Source organism: Pseudomonas sp. NFPP02, from assembly GCF_900119355.1.
Taxonomy (GTDB): domain Bacteria; phylum Pseudomonadota; class Gammaproteobacteria; order Pseudomonadales; family Pseudomonadaceae; genus Aquipseudomonas; species Aquipseudomonas paracarnis.
In genome coordinates this window covers 203,605-219,237 of record NZ_FPJI01000003.1, presented here as the reverse complement: position 1 = coordinate 219,237, position 15,633 = coordinate 203,605, and the positions used below count along the sequence as shown (strand labels likewise).

Here is a 15,633-nt window from a genome sequence, read left to right as displayed (position 1 = left end):
CATTACGTCTGGTTATTAACCGTGCAGGGTTTCCGCTGCATATAAGGTGTTTTCCAGCAGGCAGGCCCGGGTCATCGGCCCGACACCGCCAGGGACCGGCGTGATCCAGCCTGCTCGGGGCAGGGCGGTTTCATACACCACGTCGCCCACCAACTTGCCGTCTTCCTGGCGGTTGATACCCACGTCAATGACGATGGCACCCTCCTTGATCCACTCACCCTTGACCAGGCCCGGCTTGCCGGCGGCGACTACCACCAGGTCGGCACGGCCGACGTGGCCGGCGAGGTCCTTGGTGAAGCGATGGGTGACGGTCACGGTGCAGCCGGCCAGCAGCAGCTCCATGGCCATCGGGCGACCGACGATGTTCGATGCGCCCACCACCACAGCGTCAAGGCCGTACAGGTCGACACCGGTGCTTTCCAGCAGCGTCATGATGCCTTTAGGCGTGCATGGGCGCAGCAGGGGAATGCGTTGGGCCAGGCGGCCGACGTTATAAGGGTGGAAACCGTCGACGTCTTTGTCCGGGCGGATGCGCTCCAGCAGCTTGGAGGCGTCCAGGTGCTCAGGCAGCGGCAGTTGCAGGAGGATGCCGTCCATGCCCGGGTCATCGTTGAGGCTGTCAATCAGGTCGGTCAGGGCCTGTTGAGTGGTGTCCGAAGGCAAGTCGTAGGCCTTGGAAATAAAGCCGACCTCTTCACAGTCTTTACGCTTGTGCGAGACATAAACCTGAGAGGCAGGATCGCTGCCGACCAGGATCACCGCGAGGCCAGGCGTGCGCAGGCCTTGCTGGCTGCGCTCGGTGACTCGTTTGGCGATCTGCTGGCGCAGGCTGGCGGCGATTGATTTGCCGTCGATAAGTTGTGCAGTCATTACGCGTGATTAACCATCGAGAGGGGGAAGAAAAGTGCGCGCATTCTCGCATGCCAAGGCGCGAGGGCAAAGGCGCTTGGTCTGCAAATTGCCCTAACCCCTTAAATAAAATCAGTTTTTTTCAAAAAAGATTTGACGGGTTTCCAGGGCATCTATACTATTCGTCGCACTTGTCGGGCACAGCCTAGCACTGGTTAAGAAGGTCGAGCAGAATAGTTGTACTGCAAGGCTGGAAGCACTTAGTTTGTAATCCTCCAAGAGTACAGATTAATAAGGCGCCCGTAGCTCAGCTGGATAGAGCATCCGCCTTCTAAGCGGATGGTCGCAGGTTCGAGTCCTGCCGGGTGCGCCATTAGGCAGCTTTGGCACAAGTAGCGCTATATGGTGGGCGTAGCTCAGTTGGTAGAGCACGGGATTGTGACTCCCGTTGTCGAGGGTTCGATCCCCTTCGTCCACCCCATATTCTGAAAGGCGCCAGATTTAACAGTCTGGCGCCTTTGCTTTAAGAGCTTCAAGCGCGGATGTGGTGGAATTGGTAGACACACTGGATTTAGGTTCCAGCGCCGCGAGGCGTAAGAGTTCGAGTCTCTTCATCCGCACCAATTAAAGCTTTTCCCGGTCGTCAGGCGGGGCAGGGCTCAACAAAGAAGTGGTTTGGTTTCTTTGTTAACGCAATATGGTGGGCGTAGCTCAGTTGGTAGAGCACGGGATTGTGACTCCCGTTGTCGAGGGTTCGATCCCCTTCGTCCACCCCATATTCGAAAGGCGCCAGATTTAACAGTCTGGCGCCTTTTTTGGTTTTGGCGGTTTGAGATTGGGTGGTTGCAGGTGCTGGGCTGCCCCGGCAGGGCGTGTCGTCGTATTTATGTATCTCGATGATGCCGCGTTGCTTGCTCGCCTTGTTCGCAGGGCGGGCCGTCAGGGAGATGAATGGTTGTTCCTTCTATATATAGAGAGGGGCGGCGCAGAGCCCTGGCGCAATTTGGCTGTATTTGTCACCGGGGCGAGGTACTTCAGTGCTTTCGTACCGATAAATTGCCGGCTGTTTTTCGCGGTGTTTTCAGTAGGGTGACTTCTTGAGTTTGACCCACTAGAATGCATGCCCTTGATTGGGGTCGGAAATGGCCGGCTAATGTCTGTGCAACGAGGAATATCCATGCAAGTTTCTGTTGAAAATACTACTGCTCTCGAGCGCCGCCTGAGCATCACCGTGCCGGCAGAGCGTATCGAGACTGCGGTCAACAAGCGTCTGCAGCAGACTGCCCAAAAGGCCAAGATCGCTGGTTTCCGTCCAGGCAAAGTGCCTATGAGCGAAATCAAGCGTCGTTTTGGTGCCGATGCGCGCCAGGAAGCTGTAGGTGACGTGATCCAGGCTTCCTTCTACGAAGCCGTTGTCGAGCAAAAGCTGAACCCGGCAGGCTCGCCTTCGATCGAGCCCAAGTCCCTGGAAGCGGGCAAGGACCTGGAATACGTTGCCGTATTCGAAGTGTTCCCGGAATTTGAAGTGGCCGGTTTCGACGGTATCGAAATCGAGCGTCTGAGCGCCGAAGTGGCTGATTCGGACCTGGACAACATGCTGGAAATCCTGCGCAAGCAGAACACTCGTTTCGAAGTGGCCGACCGTGCCGCCCAGAACGAAGACCAACTGAACATCGATTTCGTTGGCAAGGTTGACGGCGAAGTCTTCGCTGGCGGCTCCTCCAAGGGTACTCAGCTGGTGCTGGGTTCCAACCGCATGATTCCTGGTTTCGAAGACGGCCTGGTTGGCGCCAAAGCCGGCGAAGAGCGCGTTCTGAACCTGACTTTCCCTGCTGACTACCAGAACCTGGACCTGGCTGGCAAAGCCGCCGAGTTCACCGTTACCGTCAACAGCGTTTCCGAGCCTAAGCTGCCAGAGCTGAACGAAGAGTTCTTCGCCCAGTTCGGCATCAAGGAAACCGGCATCGAAGGCTTCCGCACCGAAGTTCGCAAGAACATGGAGCGTGAGCTGCGCCAGGCTATCAAGTCCAAGGTCAAGAACCAGGTCATGGACGGTCTGCTGGCCGCCAACCCGATCGAAGTGCCTAAGGCCCTGCTGTCCAACGAAGTGGATCGCCTGCGCGTTCAAGCGGTTCAGCAGTTTGGTGGCAACATCAAGCCTGACCAACTGCCGGCCGAGCTGTTCGAAGAGCAAGCCAAGCGCCGCGTTGTGCTGGGCCTGATCGTGGCCGAAGTGGTCAAGCAGTTTGACCTCAAGCCAGATGAAGACCGCGTTCGCGAAATGATCCAGGAAATGGCTTCGGCCTACCAGGAGCCTGAGCAGGTCGTGGCTTGGTACTACAAGAACGAGCAGCAGATGAACGAAGTACGTTCGGTTGTGCTGGAAGAACAAGTTGTGGATACTGTTCTGCAGAAGGCTAAGGTGACCGATAAAGCGGTCTCTTACGAAGAAGCAGTCAAACCGGCGGAAGCAGCACAAGCCGACTGATTGTCCAACTCGTTGGAAATTCAACCATAAGCCAGCCTCGCGCTGGCTTATGCGTTTTCAAGACATGACTATTTGGGAGTAACTGCAGAGCATGTTCCGTAATTCCTATATTCAGCAGAACTCTGATATCCAGGCCGCAGGCGGCCTGGTCCCGATGGTTGTCGAGCAGTCCGCTCGTGGCGAACGCGCCTACGACATCTACTCGCGCCTGCTCAAGGAGCGAGTGATCTTTCTGGTTGGCCCGGTAGAGGACTACATGGCCAACCTGATTTGTGCGCAATTGCTGTTCCTTGAAGCGGAAAACCCGGACAAGGACATCCATCTCTACATCAACTCACCGGGCGGTTCGGTGACTGCGGGCATGTCGATCTACGACACCATGCAGTTCATCAAGCCAAACGTGTCGACCACCTGTATTGGCCAGGCGTGCAGCATGGGCGCCTTCCTGCTGACCGCGGGTGCCGAAGGCAAGCGTTTCTGCCTGCCGAACTCGCGTGTGATGATTCACCAGCCACTGGGCGGTTTCCAGGGCCAGGCGTCGGACATCGAAATCCACGCCAAGGAAATCCTCTTCATTCGTGAGCGTCTCAACACGCTGATGGCCAAGCACAGCGGGCGCACCCTGGAAGAAATCGAGCGCGATACCAACCGTGACAATTTCATGAGCGCTGAAGCCGCCAAGGAATACGGGTTGATCGACGCAGTGATCGACAAGCGCCCCGCTTAATATAAGCCGCTCAAAATAGGGCTGGTCGGCATGTCCGACCACTGGCGGGCTTGAAAAAGCCCGCATAAGCCTTCATCTTGTGTTGCAAGCCTATCGGATTTGGATCGAACGAATGACTGACACCCGCAACGGCGAGGACAACGGCAAGCTGCTCTATTGCTCCTTCTGTGGCAAAAGCCAGCATGAAGTACGCAAATTGATTGCCGGCCCCTCGGTGTTTATCTGCGACGAATGCGTCGACCTGTGCAATGACATCATCCGTGAGGAGGTGCAGGAAGCCCAGGCCGAGAGCAGTGCGCATAAATTACCTTCGCCTAAAGAAATCAGCGGCATCCTTGACCAGTACGTCATTGGTCAAGAGCGTGCAAAGAAGGTTCTGGCCGTAGCGGTGTACAACCACTACAAGCGCTTGAACCAGCGTGACAAGAAAGGTGACGAGGTTGAACTTGGCAAGAGCAACATCTTGCTGATCGGTCCTACAGGCTCGGGTAAAACCCTGCTTGCAGAAACCCTCGCTCGCCTGTTGAACGTTCCGTTCACCATCGCCGACGCCACCACCCTCACCGAGGCTGGCTACGTGGGTGAAGATGTCGAGAACATCATTCAGAAACTGCTGCAGAAGTGCGACTACGACGTAGAGAAGGCCCAGATGGGTATTGTCTACATCGACGAGATCGACAAGATCTCGCGCAAGTCGGACAACCCGTCGATCACCCGGGACGTTTCCGGTGAAGGCGTGCAGCAGGCCCTGTTGAAACTGATCGAAGGCACGGTTGCTTCCGTTCCGCCACAAGGCGGCCGCAAGCACCCGCAGCAGGAATTCCTTCAGGTTGATACGCGCAACATCCTGTTCATTTGTGGCGGTGCGTTCTCCGGTCTGGAGAAGGTGATTCAGCAGCGTTCCACCCGTGGCGGCATTGGTTTCAGTGCGGAAGTGCGTAGCAAGGAAGAAGGCAAGAAGGTGGGCGAGTCCCTGCGTGAAGTCGAGCCTGACGATCTGGTCAAGTTCGGTCTGATCCCGGAATTCGTTGGCCGTCTGCCGGTCCTGGCGACGTTGGACGAGTTGGATGAGGCGGCTTTGATCCAGATCCTCACCGAGCCGAAAAACGCCCTGACCAAGCAATACGGCAAATTGTTCGAGATGGAAGGTGTAGACCTCGAGTTCCGTACCGATGCGCTGAAATCGGTGGCCAAGCGGGCACTGGAGCGCAAGACCGGTGCACGTGGCCTGCGTTCTATTCTCGAAGGCGTGTTGCTCGACACCATGTACGAAATCCCCTCGCAGTCCGAGGTGAGTAAAGTGGTGATCGACGAAAGCGTGATCGAAGGCAAATCCAAGCCACTGTATATCTACGAAAACAGTGAGCCGGCTGCCAAGGCTGCACCCGACGCGTAAGCGTTCAGCAGTTGCGGTACAAGCAAGGGGCCTCTAGGGGCCCCTTGTTTTTTGGGGGCTTTTCTCGGAGCGGTGGTTAAATTCGCGTGTATTCATGCGTTTAACTACTGGCATTGAGCTTGTTTTTTTTGCATGTAACCCCCATCTTGGTTTCAAGCTTATTTTTGAACTGTCATAGAGGCGAAATCATGAAGACAACCATCGAATTGCCTCTCCTGCCGTTGCGTGATGTCGTCGTCTATCCGCACATGGTTATCCCGCTGTTCGTGGGGCGCGAGAAGTCTATCGAAGCCCTCGAGGCCGCGATGACGGGCGACAAGCAAATCCTGCTGTTGGCCCAGAAGAATCCTGCTGATGATGATCCAGGTGAAGATGCCCTGTATCGCGTCGGCACCATTGCCACTGTCCTGCAATTGCTCAAACTGCCCGATGGCACCGTCAAGGTGTTAGTCGAAGGTGAGCAGCGCGGCGCCGTAGAGCGTTTCATGGAGGTGGATGGCCACCTGCGTGCAGAAGTGGCGCTGATCGACGAAGTCGAAGCCCCGGAGCGTGAGTCCGAGGTGTTCGTGCGCAGCCTGCTCTCGCAGTTCGAGCAGTATGTGCAACTGGGCAAAAAAGTTCCGGCTGAAGTCCTGTCGTCCCTCAACAGCATTGATGAGCCAAGCCGCCTGGTCGACACCATGGCCGCCCACATGGCGCTGAAGATCGAGCAGAAGCAAGACATCCTCGAAATCATCGACCTGTCGGCCCGTGTCGAACACGTGCTGGCGTTGCTGGATGGCGAAATCGACCTGCTGCAGGTTGAGAAACGCATCCGTGGCCGTGTGAAGAAGCAGATGGAGCGTAGCCAGCGCGAGTACTATCTGAATGAGCAGATGAAGGCCATTCAGAAAGAACTCGGTGACGGCGAGGAGGGCCACAACGAAATCGAAGAGCTGAAGAAGCGTATCGATGCCGCTGGCCTGCCCAAAGACGCCCTGACCAAGGCCACCGCGGAGCTGAACAAGCTCAAGCAGATGTCGCCGATGTCGGCCGAAGCCACCGTGGTGCGCTCGTATATCGACTGGTTGGTGCAAGTGCCGTGGAAAGCCCAGACCAAGGTGCGCCTGGACCTGGCCCGTGCTGAAGAGATCCTCGACGCTGACCATTACGGCCTGGAAGAGGTCAAGGAGCGCATCCTTGAGTACCTCGCCGTGCAAAAGCGTGTGAAAAAAATCCGCGGGCCGGTGCTGTGCCTGGTCGGGCCTCCAGGTGTGGGTAAAACATCCCTGGCGGAATCGATTGCCAGCGCGACTAACCGCAAGTTCGTGCGCATGGCCTTGGGTGGCGTGCGTGACGAAGCGGAAATCCGTGGTCATCGCCGTACCTACATCGGTTCGATGCCAGGAAGATTGATTCAGAAGATGACAAAGGTGGGTGTACGCAACCCGCTGTTCCTGCTCGATGAAATCGACAAAATGGGCAGCGATATGCGTGGCGATCCGGCGTCGGCCTTGCTCGAAGTGCTTGATCCCGAGCAAAACCATAATTTCAACGACCATTACCTGGAAGTCGACTACGACTTGTCTGACGTAATGTTCTTGTGCACCTCCAACTCCATGAACATTCCGCCAGCCTTGCTGGATCGGATGGAGGTGATTCGTCTGCCGGGCTACACCGAAGACGAGAAGATCAACATCGCAGTCAAGTACCTGGCGCCCAAGCAGATTTCGGCGAACGGCCTGAAGAAGGGCGAGATCGAATTCGAGGTCGAGGCGATCCGTGACATCGTGCGCTACTACACCCGCGAGGCCGGTGTACGGGGCCTTGAGCGCCAGATCGCGAAGATCTGCCGCAAGGCGGTGAAGGAGCACGCGCTGGAAAAACGCTTCTCTGTGAAGGTAGTTGCCGATTCCCTGGAACACTTCCTGGGCGTGAAGAAATTCCGCTACGGCCTAGCCGAGCAACAGGATCAGGTCGGCCAGGTGACTGGTTTGGCGTGGACTCAGGTGGGTGGCGAATTGCTCACCATCGAAGCTGCGGTGATTCCGGGCAAAGGCCAATTGATCAAGACCGGTTCCCTGGGGGACGTGATGGTCGAATCCATTACCGCCGCGCAGACCGTGGTGCGCAGCCGCGCCCGCAGCCTGGGCATCCCGCTGGACTTCCACGAGAAGCACGACACCCATATCCACATGCCGGAAGGGGCGACCCCTAAAGACGGCCCTAGCGCTGGCGTAGGCATGTGCACGGCGCTGGTATCAGCGTTGACCGGCATTCCTGTACGCGCCGATGTGGCGATGACCGGGGAAATTACCCTGCGTGGTCAGGTATTGGCGATCGGTGGTCTGAAAGAGAAATTACTCGCTGCGCACCGGGGTGGAATCAAGACCGTGATCATTCCTGAAGAGAATGTTCGCGACTTGAAGGAAATTCCTGACAATATCAAGCAGGATCTTCAGATTAAACCGGTTAAATGGATTGACGAGGTCCTGCAAATTGCGCTGCAATACGCGCCGGAGCCCTTGCCGGATGTGGTCCCGGAGATAGTCGCGAAGGACGAAAAACGCGAGTCCGATTCCAAGGAAAGAATTAGCACGCATTAATGTGTTGGAGCCTGGGGGGCTTCCTTGACAGCTTTTTAGAGCCCTTGTTATAAAGCGGCTCTTAAGTGTCTGTAGGCCATTCAGCACTGGTTTTGCTTTTTACCAAAAAACTTAGAATCATACTCAATAGATATATAAGGGGACTTAGAGTGAACAAGTCGGAACTGATTGATGCTATCGCTGCATCCGCTGATATCCCGAAAGCTGCTGCTGGCCGTGCGCTGGACGCAGTAATCGAATCCGTCACTGGCGCTCTGAAGGCCGGCGACTCCGTGGTACTGGTAGGCTTCGGTACTTTCTCTGTGACTGACCGCCCAGCTCGCACTGGCCGTAACCCACAGACCGGCAAAGCACTGCAAATCGCTGCTGCCAAGAAACCAGGTTTCAAAGCCGGTAAAGCCCTGAAAGAAGCCGTTAACTAAGCTTCGTTCAAGCCTTTGCTTACCCGGGTCGGACGCAGGTCTGGCCTGGCAGCGGAGCGGTAGCTGACCCACGTATCGGGTCGCCACGCCGGGGGTGCAGATTCGAACCCCCGTCCGCTCCGCCAGTTACGAGAAGGCGCATCCTCGGATGCGCCTTTCTTCTATCCGGACTCTACCCACGCTCCACGGTTGCCTAATTTTTGAAGTTCAACCGTTTCTGGGGGACGCATGCTGCAAAATATCAGGGACAATTCACAAGGCTGGATTGCCAAGACCATTATCGGGATCATCGTCGCTTTGATGGCGTTCACCGGTATCGAAGCCATTTTCCAGGCTTCGGGTAATAACAAGCAGGACGTGGCCAAGGTCAATGGTGAAGAAATCACCCAGACCGAACTGAGCCAGGCCGTCGATATGCAACGGCGCCAGCTGATGCAACAGTTGGGCAAGGATTTCGATGCTTCCCTGCTGGACGAAAAACTGCTGCGCGATGCTGCCCTCAAGGGCCTGATCGACCGCAAGCTGCTGCTGCAAGGTGCTGCCGATTCCAAGTTCGGCTTCTCGGAAGCGGCGCTGGACCAGGTGATCCTGCAGACGCCGGAATTCCAGGTGGACGGCAAGTTCAACGCCGAACGCTTTGACCAGGTGATCCGTCAGCTGGGCTATAGCCGCATGCAATTCCGTCAAATGCTGACCCAGGAAATGCTGATCGGCCAGGTTCGCGCAGGCATCGCCGGCAGCGGTTTTGTGACCGACGCCGAGGTGCTGGCATTTGCCCGTCTGGAAAAACAGACCCGCGACTTCGCTACCGTCAACATCAAGGCTGACCCTGCGGCGGTGAAACTCACCGACGACGAGGTCAAGGCCTACTACGACCAGCACGCCAAAGAGTTCATGACCCCGGACCAGGTGGTCATCGACTATCTGGAGTTGAAGAAGTCTTCCTTCTTCGACCAGGTCAGCGTCAAGGACGATGAGCTGCAGGCTGCCTACGAGAAGGAAACCGCCAACCTCGCTGAACAGCGTCGTGCCGCGCATATCCTGATTGAAGTCAACGACAAGGTCACCGAGGCGCAAGCCAAGGCCAAGATCGAAGACATCCAGGCGCGCCTGGCCAAGGGTGAGAAGTTCGAAGCCCTGGCCAAGGAGTTCTCCCAGGACCCAGGTTCGGCCAACAATGGCGGTGACCTCGGCTTTGCCGGCCCTGGCGTTTATGACCCGGACTTCGAAACCGCGCTGTACGGCTTGAAGCAAGACCAGGTGTCGGCGCCAGTGCGCACTACCTTCGGTTGGCATCTGATCAAGTTGCTGGGCGTTGAAGCGCCTGAGGTGCCATCGTTCGCCAGCCTGAAAGACAAGCTGACCCGCGAGCTCAAGGCACAGCAGGTTGAACAGCGTTTTGTCGAAGCGACCAAGCAATTGGAAGATGCGGCATTCGAAGCCTCTGACCTGGCCCAGCCGGCGTCTGACCTGAAGCTGACCGTCCACACTTCCGCGCCGTTTGGCCGTGAAGGTGGCGAAGGTGTTGCGGCCAACCGTGCCGTGGTCACTGCAGCCTTCAGCCCGGAAGTGCTGGATGAAGGTGCAAACAGCAGCGCTATCGAGCTGGACCCGGAAACCATCATCGTGCTGCGTGCCAAAGAGCATCTCAAGCCGGCCCAGTTGCCGCTGGAGAACGTCGCTGCGGCCATTCGCACCCAGATGACCAAGGAGCGCGCGAGCGCTGCCGCCAAAGCCCATGCCGACGAGTTGATCGCCAGCCTGCGTGATGGCAAGACCGCGCTGGACCAGCCGGTTGACGGCCAGGCCTGGAAGGTGACTGAGGCAGCTACCCGTGGTCAGGACTCCATCGACCCGGCCGTGCTGCAAGCCTTGTTCCGCATGCCCAAGCCTGCGGCCAAGGACAAGCCGACCTTCACCACCGTGACCCTGCGCGATGGCAGCCTGGTGATCGTGCGCTTGAACGGCGTGAACGAAGCAGCGGCCCCTACGGACGAAGAAAAAGCGCAATACCGCCGCTTCCTCGCTTCCCGTATTGGCCAGCAGGACTTCGCGGCCTACCGCAAGCAGCTGGAAACCCAGGCAGACATCAAGAAGTATTGATGCCGGCCTGAATAAAAAGACCCCGACCTGAAAAGGCCGGGGTCTTTTTTTGCCCTTGATAAAGCGGCTACTCAGTTAAATGGGACTGTCACTGTGGCGAGGGAGCTTGCTCCCGTTGACTGCGCAGCAGTCCCGGCTTTTTAGGGCCGCTTCGCGACCCAGCGGGAGCAAGCTCCCTCGCCACAGGTTGGTGCTCTGCCTCAGATAGGCTTGGCAGCAAACTTGAGCTTGCCCCATGTCAACCCGATCACCGCCGCCAGGGTTGAAGCCGCCAATACGCTCAGCTTCGCAGCCGACAGCAGGGCCGGGTCGGAAAATGCCAGGGAAGAGATAAAGATCGACATGGTGAAACCGATCCCCGCCAGCAGGCCGACGAGGCCAACGCCCGTCCAGGTCACACCGTCCGGCAGCTTGCAGATGTTGAGCTTGACCAGCGCCAGGCTCGCCAGCATCACGCCCAGAGGCTTGCCGAGCACCAGGGCGAAGATGACGCCCATGAACACACCGTGGGCCAGCGGGTCATCCAGATTGAAACCGTCCAGGCTCACACCGGCGTTGGCCAATGCAAACAGCGGCATCACGCCGAACGCTACCCAGGGGTGCAGCGCCGATTGAACACGCTGCACCGGCGGCAGTATTTCCCGTTGAGCTTCGCGCAATTGCTTGAGGGGCGTGGCGACTTGCTGGGTCCCTTCGGCTGGCTGCGAGAACCGGTCCATCAGCTCGTTGAAGGTGCGTTCGATGGTTTCCAGCGGGCGTTCCCGCGTGGGCTTGGAATTGACGGGGGTCATCAAGCCAAGGATCACCCCGGCGAGCGTTGGGTGCACGCCGGTCTTGAGCAGGCCAAACCACACGATAGCGCCTGGCAGCAGGTAGATCGCCGCCTTGCTGATGCCCATGCGTTGGAACACCAACACCAGGGCCAGCCCGCCGGCAGCAATCACCAAGCCCATGTAGTCGAGGCTGGCGGTGAAAAAGATCGCGATGATCAGGATCGCCACGATGTCATCGATGATCGCCAAGGCCAACAGCAGGATGCGTACGCCACTGGGAATCGATTTGCCCAGCAGCGCAAGCACACCCACGGCAAAGGCGATGTCGGTCGCGGTGGGGACTGCCCAGCCACTCGCGGCGGCGGTGTCGTGGTTGAGCAGGGTGTAGATGAGTGCGGGCATCAGCACACCGCCCAACGCCGCGCCCAAGGGCAGCGTGGCCAGCTTAAGGTTGGCGAGGGCGCCGTCTTTGATTTCCTGGCGGATCTCGGCACCGACCACCAGAAAGAAAATGGTCATCAGCCCGTCATTTACCAGAAAATGCAGGGAGCGCGACACGCTGTAATCACCCAGCCCGAGGGTGATGGGCGTGTTCCAGAAATGCTCGTAGGTCGCGGCGGCGGGGCTGTTGGCCCACACCAGCGCGACGATGGCGGCCAGCAGCAGCACGATCCCGCTGACGGCTTCGATGTGTGAAAAGCGCTCAAGGGCGGACAGCGCGCCCTCAGTCAAGCGCTGGGGGCGGGGGATGGCGGGGTGTTTATCAGGCACGACAAATCTCCATTGGCGGCCCGACCAATGCTTGGCTTTTAACCTGCGCCGTGCTTTATGCAACAACGCACCCAGGGGCGATGATAGGAAGGTGAGGAATAAGTTGTAAACAAACTTGTCATCGCGCGGGCAGCGCTTTACCCCGGATTGCGCCCAGCGCCAACACGATCAATCCTAGAACTGCCCATGGAAATGCCACGACGCCCCAACGTTCGAGCAAGAGCCCGCCCACTAATCCACCTCCGGCGATGCCCAGGTTCCATACCGTGACCAACATCGATTGGGCGGCATCGGCCGAGTTGCCAGCCGACTTGGCCAGCGCGGTTTGCAAGAGCGCGGGCAGCCCACCGAAGGCGAGCCCCCACAACGCCACGCTGACGTAAATGGCGACTACGCAGTTGAACCATAATCCGAGCAGCAGGGCCGCAACGGCGAACATCGCGCAACTGATGAGGGTCAGTAGCCTCAGGTGCCGGTCAATCCAGACGCCTACCAGCCAGATACTCAGCAGGGCCATCAGGCCGAACACCAGCAGCACGCGATCAATCTCGCGGCCGATACCGGCGGGCACCAGCAAAGGGGCGATGTAGGTATAGAGAATGTTATGTGCGAGCACGTAGGTAAAGGTCACCCAGAGCACCGGCCGTATGCCTGGCAACGCCAGTACCTGACGTAAGCCGAGGCGTTTGCTTGGCGGTTCACCGGCAAAATCCGGCAGTTGCCAACGCGCCCATACCAGCAGTAACAGGGTCAGGCCAGTCATGATGGCAAAACTGGCGCGCCATCCGACCAGCGTACCCAGCAGGGTGCCGGCGGGCACGCCGAGGGACAAGGCCAGCGGCGCACCCAGCATGGCCACGGCAATCGCCCGGCCCTGCAGATGAGGTGCGACCATACGGCTGGCGTAACCCGCCAGCAAGGCCCACAGCAAGCCCGCGAACACACCGGCGAAAAATCGTGCAGCCAAGGTCAAGCCATAGTGGCTGGAAAAGGCGGTGACACTGTTAACCACTGCAAAGCCGCCGATGGCGATCAACAGCAACGGCCGCCGGCGCCAACCCCGGGTCAGCAATGTCAGCGGGATAGCGGCGAGCAACGAGCCGAGCGCATAGAGCGTTACCAGTTGCCCGACCAGAGCCTGGGAGACCCCGAGCCCAGCACCGATTTGCGGTAACAAACCGGCGGGCATTGCCTCGGTGAGGATGGTGATAAAGCCGGCGCAGGCCAACGCCAGCAAACCGGCCAGTGGCAGCGGTTCAGCGTGGGGGGCTGTATCGATCAATTGGGGGCTGTCGTTCATCGGGGCTCTCCTTGAAAGGGTCAAGGAGCCAAGGGTAGGGGGCTGCGAGGCGCGGAAAAACAGGCTAAGGTTCCGAACTTATCGGACGTTGATGTCCCCAATCGGCAAAGGCATCACCATGGACAATCTGGGCAGCCTCTCGGTTTTTGTGCAGGTCGCGCAAACGCTTAGCTTCACCGCTGCGGGCCGCGCACTGGGCGTGTCATCGTCGGCGGTGGGTAAAAGCATTGCGCGGATGGAAGAGCGCCTGGGCGTCAGGTTGTTTCATCGCAGCACCCGCAGCATCACTCTGACCAGCGAGGGCGCGCTGTTCCTGGAACGTTCGCGGCGCATCCTGGCGGAGCTGGAAGCGGCCGAACAGGAATTGACTGAGGTCACTGCCAAGCCTCGCGGCAAGCTGCGGATCAGTGTGCCCCAAGTGCGTGGTTTGTTGATGCCGGTGATCAGCGATTTTATGCGTGCCTACCCGGACATCGAGTTGGATGTGGATTTTTCCGATCGCATGGTGGATGTGATAGAGGAGGGCTTCGACGCGGTGATTCGCACCGGTAAGCCAGAAGATTCGCGCTTGATGATGCGCCATCTAGGGCATTACCAGTTGGTCCTCGTCGGTACGCCCGGCTACTTCGACCAGCACGGCACCCCCCATCGGCCACAGGACCTGAATCATCACGCCTGCCTGCGGCACAAATTCTGCGCCACCGGCAAGCTGGAGCCTTGGCCGCTGCGTCATGTCCCGGGGGCTTCCGAACTGAACCTGCGCGCACCGCTGGTCAGCACCACCATCGAGTCCCTCAATCATGTGGTGCAAGAAGGACTGGGCATTGCGTGCCTGCCGGACTACATGGTCAACCAGGCCGTACAGCATGGGCGTTTGCGACGGGTGCTGGATGAGCACCTCGAACATCGCGGCAGTTTCTGGTTGCTGTGGCCGGCCAGTCGCCATGCTTCGGCCAAGCTGCGGGCCTTTATCGATCATATGTGCGCCGGGCTTTTTCCTACTGACGCCGCTGTCTGAGCTTGAGATGTTTTACCGACAGGAATCGCGCTTCAATGTCGCGTTCTGTTGCACAATACCGTCCGGACCGTTTTCTTCAGGATTTTCAATGTCGACATCATTTCACTTGCGCAATCTCGGGTTGGCGCTGGTGCTGGCGGGCGCCGCGGGCTGCTCGTCACCCAAGACCGCTATCTATGAACATGAGAATTTCGACGATTCCGGTACGTTTTCCCGCGATTACCCGGTCAGCGATGTGGCGGCCTGTGAAGCTGCGCGCCGTGCCCTGCTGAGCCAGGGCTACATCATCACCAGCAGCGATCCGAAGTTGGTGGCCGGCAACAAGAGCTTCCAGCAGACCGGCGAGACCCACCTGCAGATCAGTTTCAATGTGGTGTGCGCTGCTGATGGCAAGGGCAGCAATCACTCGACGATGTTTGCCAACGCCTTGCAGGACCGCTATGCGCTGAAGAAGGTCAACAACTCCGCGAGCCTCGGTGTGGGCGTGCTGGGCTCGGTGTCGATGCCGATTGGCTCCACCGACGACTCGATGGTGAAGGTGGCGAGCGAGACCGTCTCTGCACCGAAGTTCTACGAGCGTTACTTCGCGTTGGTGGACGTGTTCCTGCCGCAGGAAGTAAAGCAGGCCGAGCATATCCCCGAGCAGCCCAAGGCCGACCTCGGCGTGCCCGAGCCCAAGACCGCTCCGGCAGCCGAGAAGGTCGAAGCGCCGAAGGATGTGCCGGTAGCGCCTGCCGCTGCAGAGCCGCTTGCGCCGCCACCTGAGGCTGCACCGATTGCACCGGTGACAGAGCCTGCTCCGGTTGCACCGGCGCCGACTGATCCGTCCTTGCCGGCGCCGACGGAAGCGATTCCACCGCTTCCGATGCCTGCGCAGTAACGCAATGCTGTTCTGATGTGGGAGCGGGCTTGCTCGCGAATACGGTGTAACAGTCGCCAAGTGTGTTCAATGACCCACCGCTTTCGCGAGCAAACCCGCTCCCACATTTTGATCGAGGTTGCGGTTGAGTTAAATCCAGTGATCGCCGCTACGTTTAATCCTGAAGAGCAGGAATGTCACGACGTCGACATTTTTTCGTCATGACGGCACTTTAGGCTGGGTTCGCAGGTCATTAATCTGCAACCGCTTTCAACACGAAAAGGAGTCCACCATGGACGATTACCAGGAAGAGCTGCTGGAGTATCAGGCATTCGAGCTAGA

Annotated in this window: 11 protein-coding genes and 4 tRNA genes; 12 read left to right on the top strand and 3 right to left on the bottom strand. The window is 58.4% G+C overall.

The genetic code is table 11. The features are described from left to right. Nucleotides 1–15: 15 nt before the first annotated feature. The gene (gene folD / locus BT204_RS07085; protein ID WP_003192259.1) at nt 16–870 is read right to left on the bottom strand and encodes a bifunctional methylenetetrahydrofolate dehydrogenase/methenyltetrahydrofolate cyclohydrolase FolD; all 855 of its coding nucleotides are present in this window, start codon (nt 868–870) and stop codon (nt 16–18) included. A gap of 275 nt (nt 871–1,145) precedes the next feature. Here folD and BT204_RS07080 point away from each other — a divergent pair. From BT204_RS07080 to BT204_RS07035, 10 genes are all read left to right on the top strand, one after another. Beyond that, a tRNA-Arg gene (locus BT204_RS07080) sits at nt 1,146–1,222 on the top strand. Between the two features lie 32 nt (nt 1,223–1,254). Beyond that, nucleotides 1,255–1,330, top strand: a tRNA-His gene (locus BT204_RS07075). A gap of 57 nt (nt 1,331–1,387) precedes the next feature. Further along, nucleotides 1,388–1,472: transfer RNA gene (locus BT204_RS07070), tRNA-Leu, on the top strand. A 77-nt stretch (nt 1,473–1,549) separates the two neighbouring features. Continuing rightward, nucleotides 1,550–1,625: transfer RNA gene (locus BT204_RS07065), tRNA-His, on the top strand. Nucleotides 1,626–2,026: 401 nt separating this feature from the next. Further along, on the top strand, nt 2,027–3,337 hold the full coding sequence (tig, locus tag BT204_RS07060) for a trigger factor (protein ID WP_054917375.1): 1,311 nt from the start codon (nt 2,027–2,029) through the stop codon (nt 3,335–3,337). A 91-nt stretch (nt 3,338–3,428) separates the two neighbouring features. Continuing rightward, on the top strand, nt 3,429–4,064 hold the full coding sequence (gene clpP / locus BT204_RS07055; protein WP_003192255.1) for an ATP-dependent Clp endopeptidase proteolytic subunit ClpP: 636 nt from the start codon (nt 3,429–3,431) through the stop codon (nt 4,062–4,064). 112 nt (nt 4,065–4,176) lie between these two features. Then, entirely contained in the window at nt 4,177–5,460 is a 1,284-nt protein-coding gene (gene clpX / locus BT204_RS07050) for an ATP-dependent Clp protease ATP-binding subunit ClpX (RefSeq protein WP_003192254.1), read from the top strand. 188 nt (nt 5,461–5,648) lie between these two features. Then, a complete protein-coding gene (gene lon, locus BT204_RS07045; protein WP_034127948.1) occupies nt 5,649–8,045 on the top strand; it encodes an endopeptidase La in 2,397 nt (798 codons plus the stop codon). 149 nt (nt 8,046–8,194) lie between these two features. After that, nucleotides 8,195–8,467 carry an HU family DNA-binding protein gene (locus tag BT204_RS07040; protein WP_003174819.1) on the top strand — a complete coding sequence of 91 codons (273 nt, stop codon included), beginning with the start codon at nt 8,195–8,197 and terminating at the stop codon, nt 8,465–8,467. A 228-nt stretch (nt 8,468–8,695) separates the two neighbouring features. Next, nucleotides 8,696–10,570: a SurA N-terminal domain-containing protein gene (locus BT204_RS07035; protein WP_034127947.1), complete on the top strand. Its 1,875-nt coding sequence runs from the start codon at nt 8,696–8,698 to the stop codon at nt 10,568–10,570. Nucleotides 10,571–10,770: 200 nt separating this feature from the next. Here the strand turns inward: BT204_RS07035 and nhaA are convergent, their stop codons facing one another. Then, a complete protein-coding gene (nhaA, locus tag BT204_RS07030) occupies nt 10,771–12,114 on the bottom strand; it encodes a Na+/H+ antiporter NhaA (protein WP_034127946.1) in 1,344 nt (447 codons plus the stop codon). Between the two features lie 118 nt (nt 12,115–12,232). Then, nucleotides 12,233–13,414, bottom strand: coding sequence for an MFS transporter (locus BT204_RS07025; protein ID WP_054917370.1), 1,182 nt, complete (start codon nt 13,412–13,414; stop codon nt 12,233–12,235). 118 nt (nt 13,415–13,532) lie between these two features. Here BT204_RS07025 and BT204_RS07020 point away from each other — a divergent pair, with 118 nt between their 5' ends. After that, nucleotides 13,533–14,432, top strand: coding sequence for a LysR family transcriptional regulator (locus tag BT204_RS07020; protein ID WP_173647455.1), 900 nt, complete (start codon nt 13,533–13,535; stop codon nt 14,430–14,432). An 88-nt stretch (nt 14,433–14,520) separates the two neighbouring features. After that, a complete protein-coding gene (locus tag BT204_RS07015) occupies nt 14,521–15,312 on the top strand; it encodes a DUF2242 domain-containing protein (protein WP_034127943.1) in 792 nt (263 codons plus the stop codon). Nucleotides 15,313–15,633 lie beyond the last annotated feature (321 nt).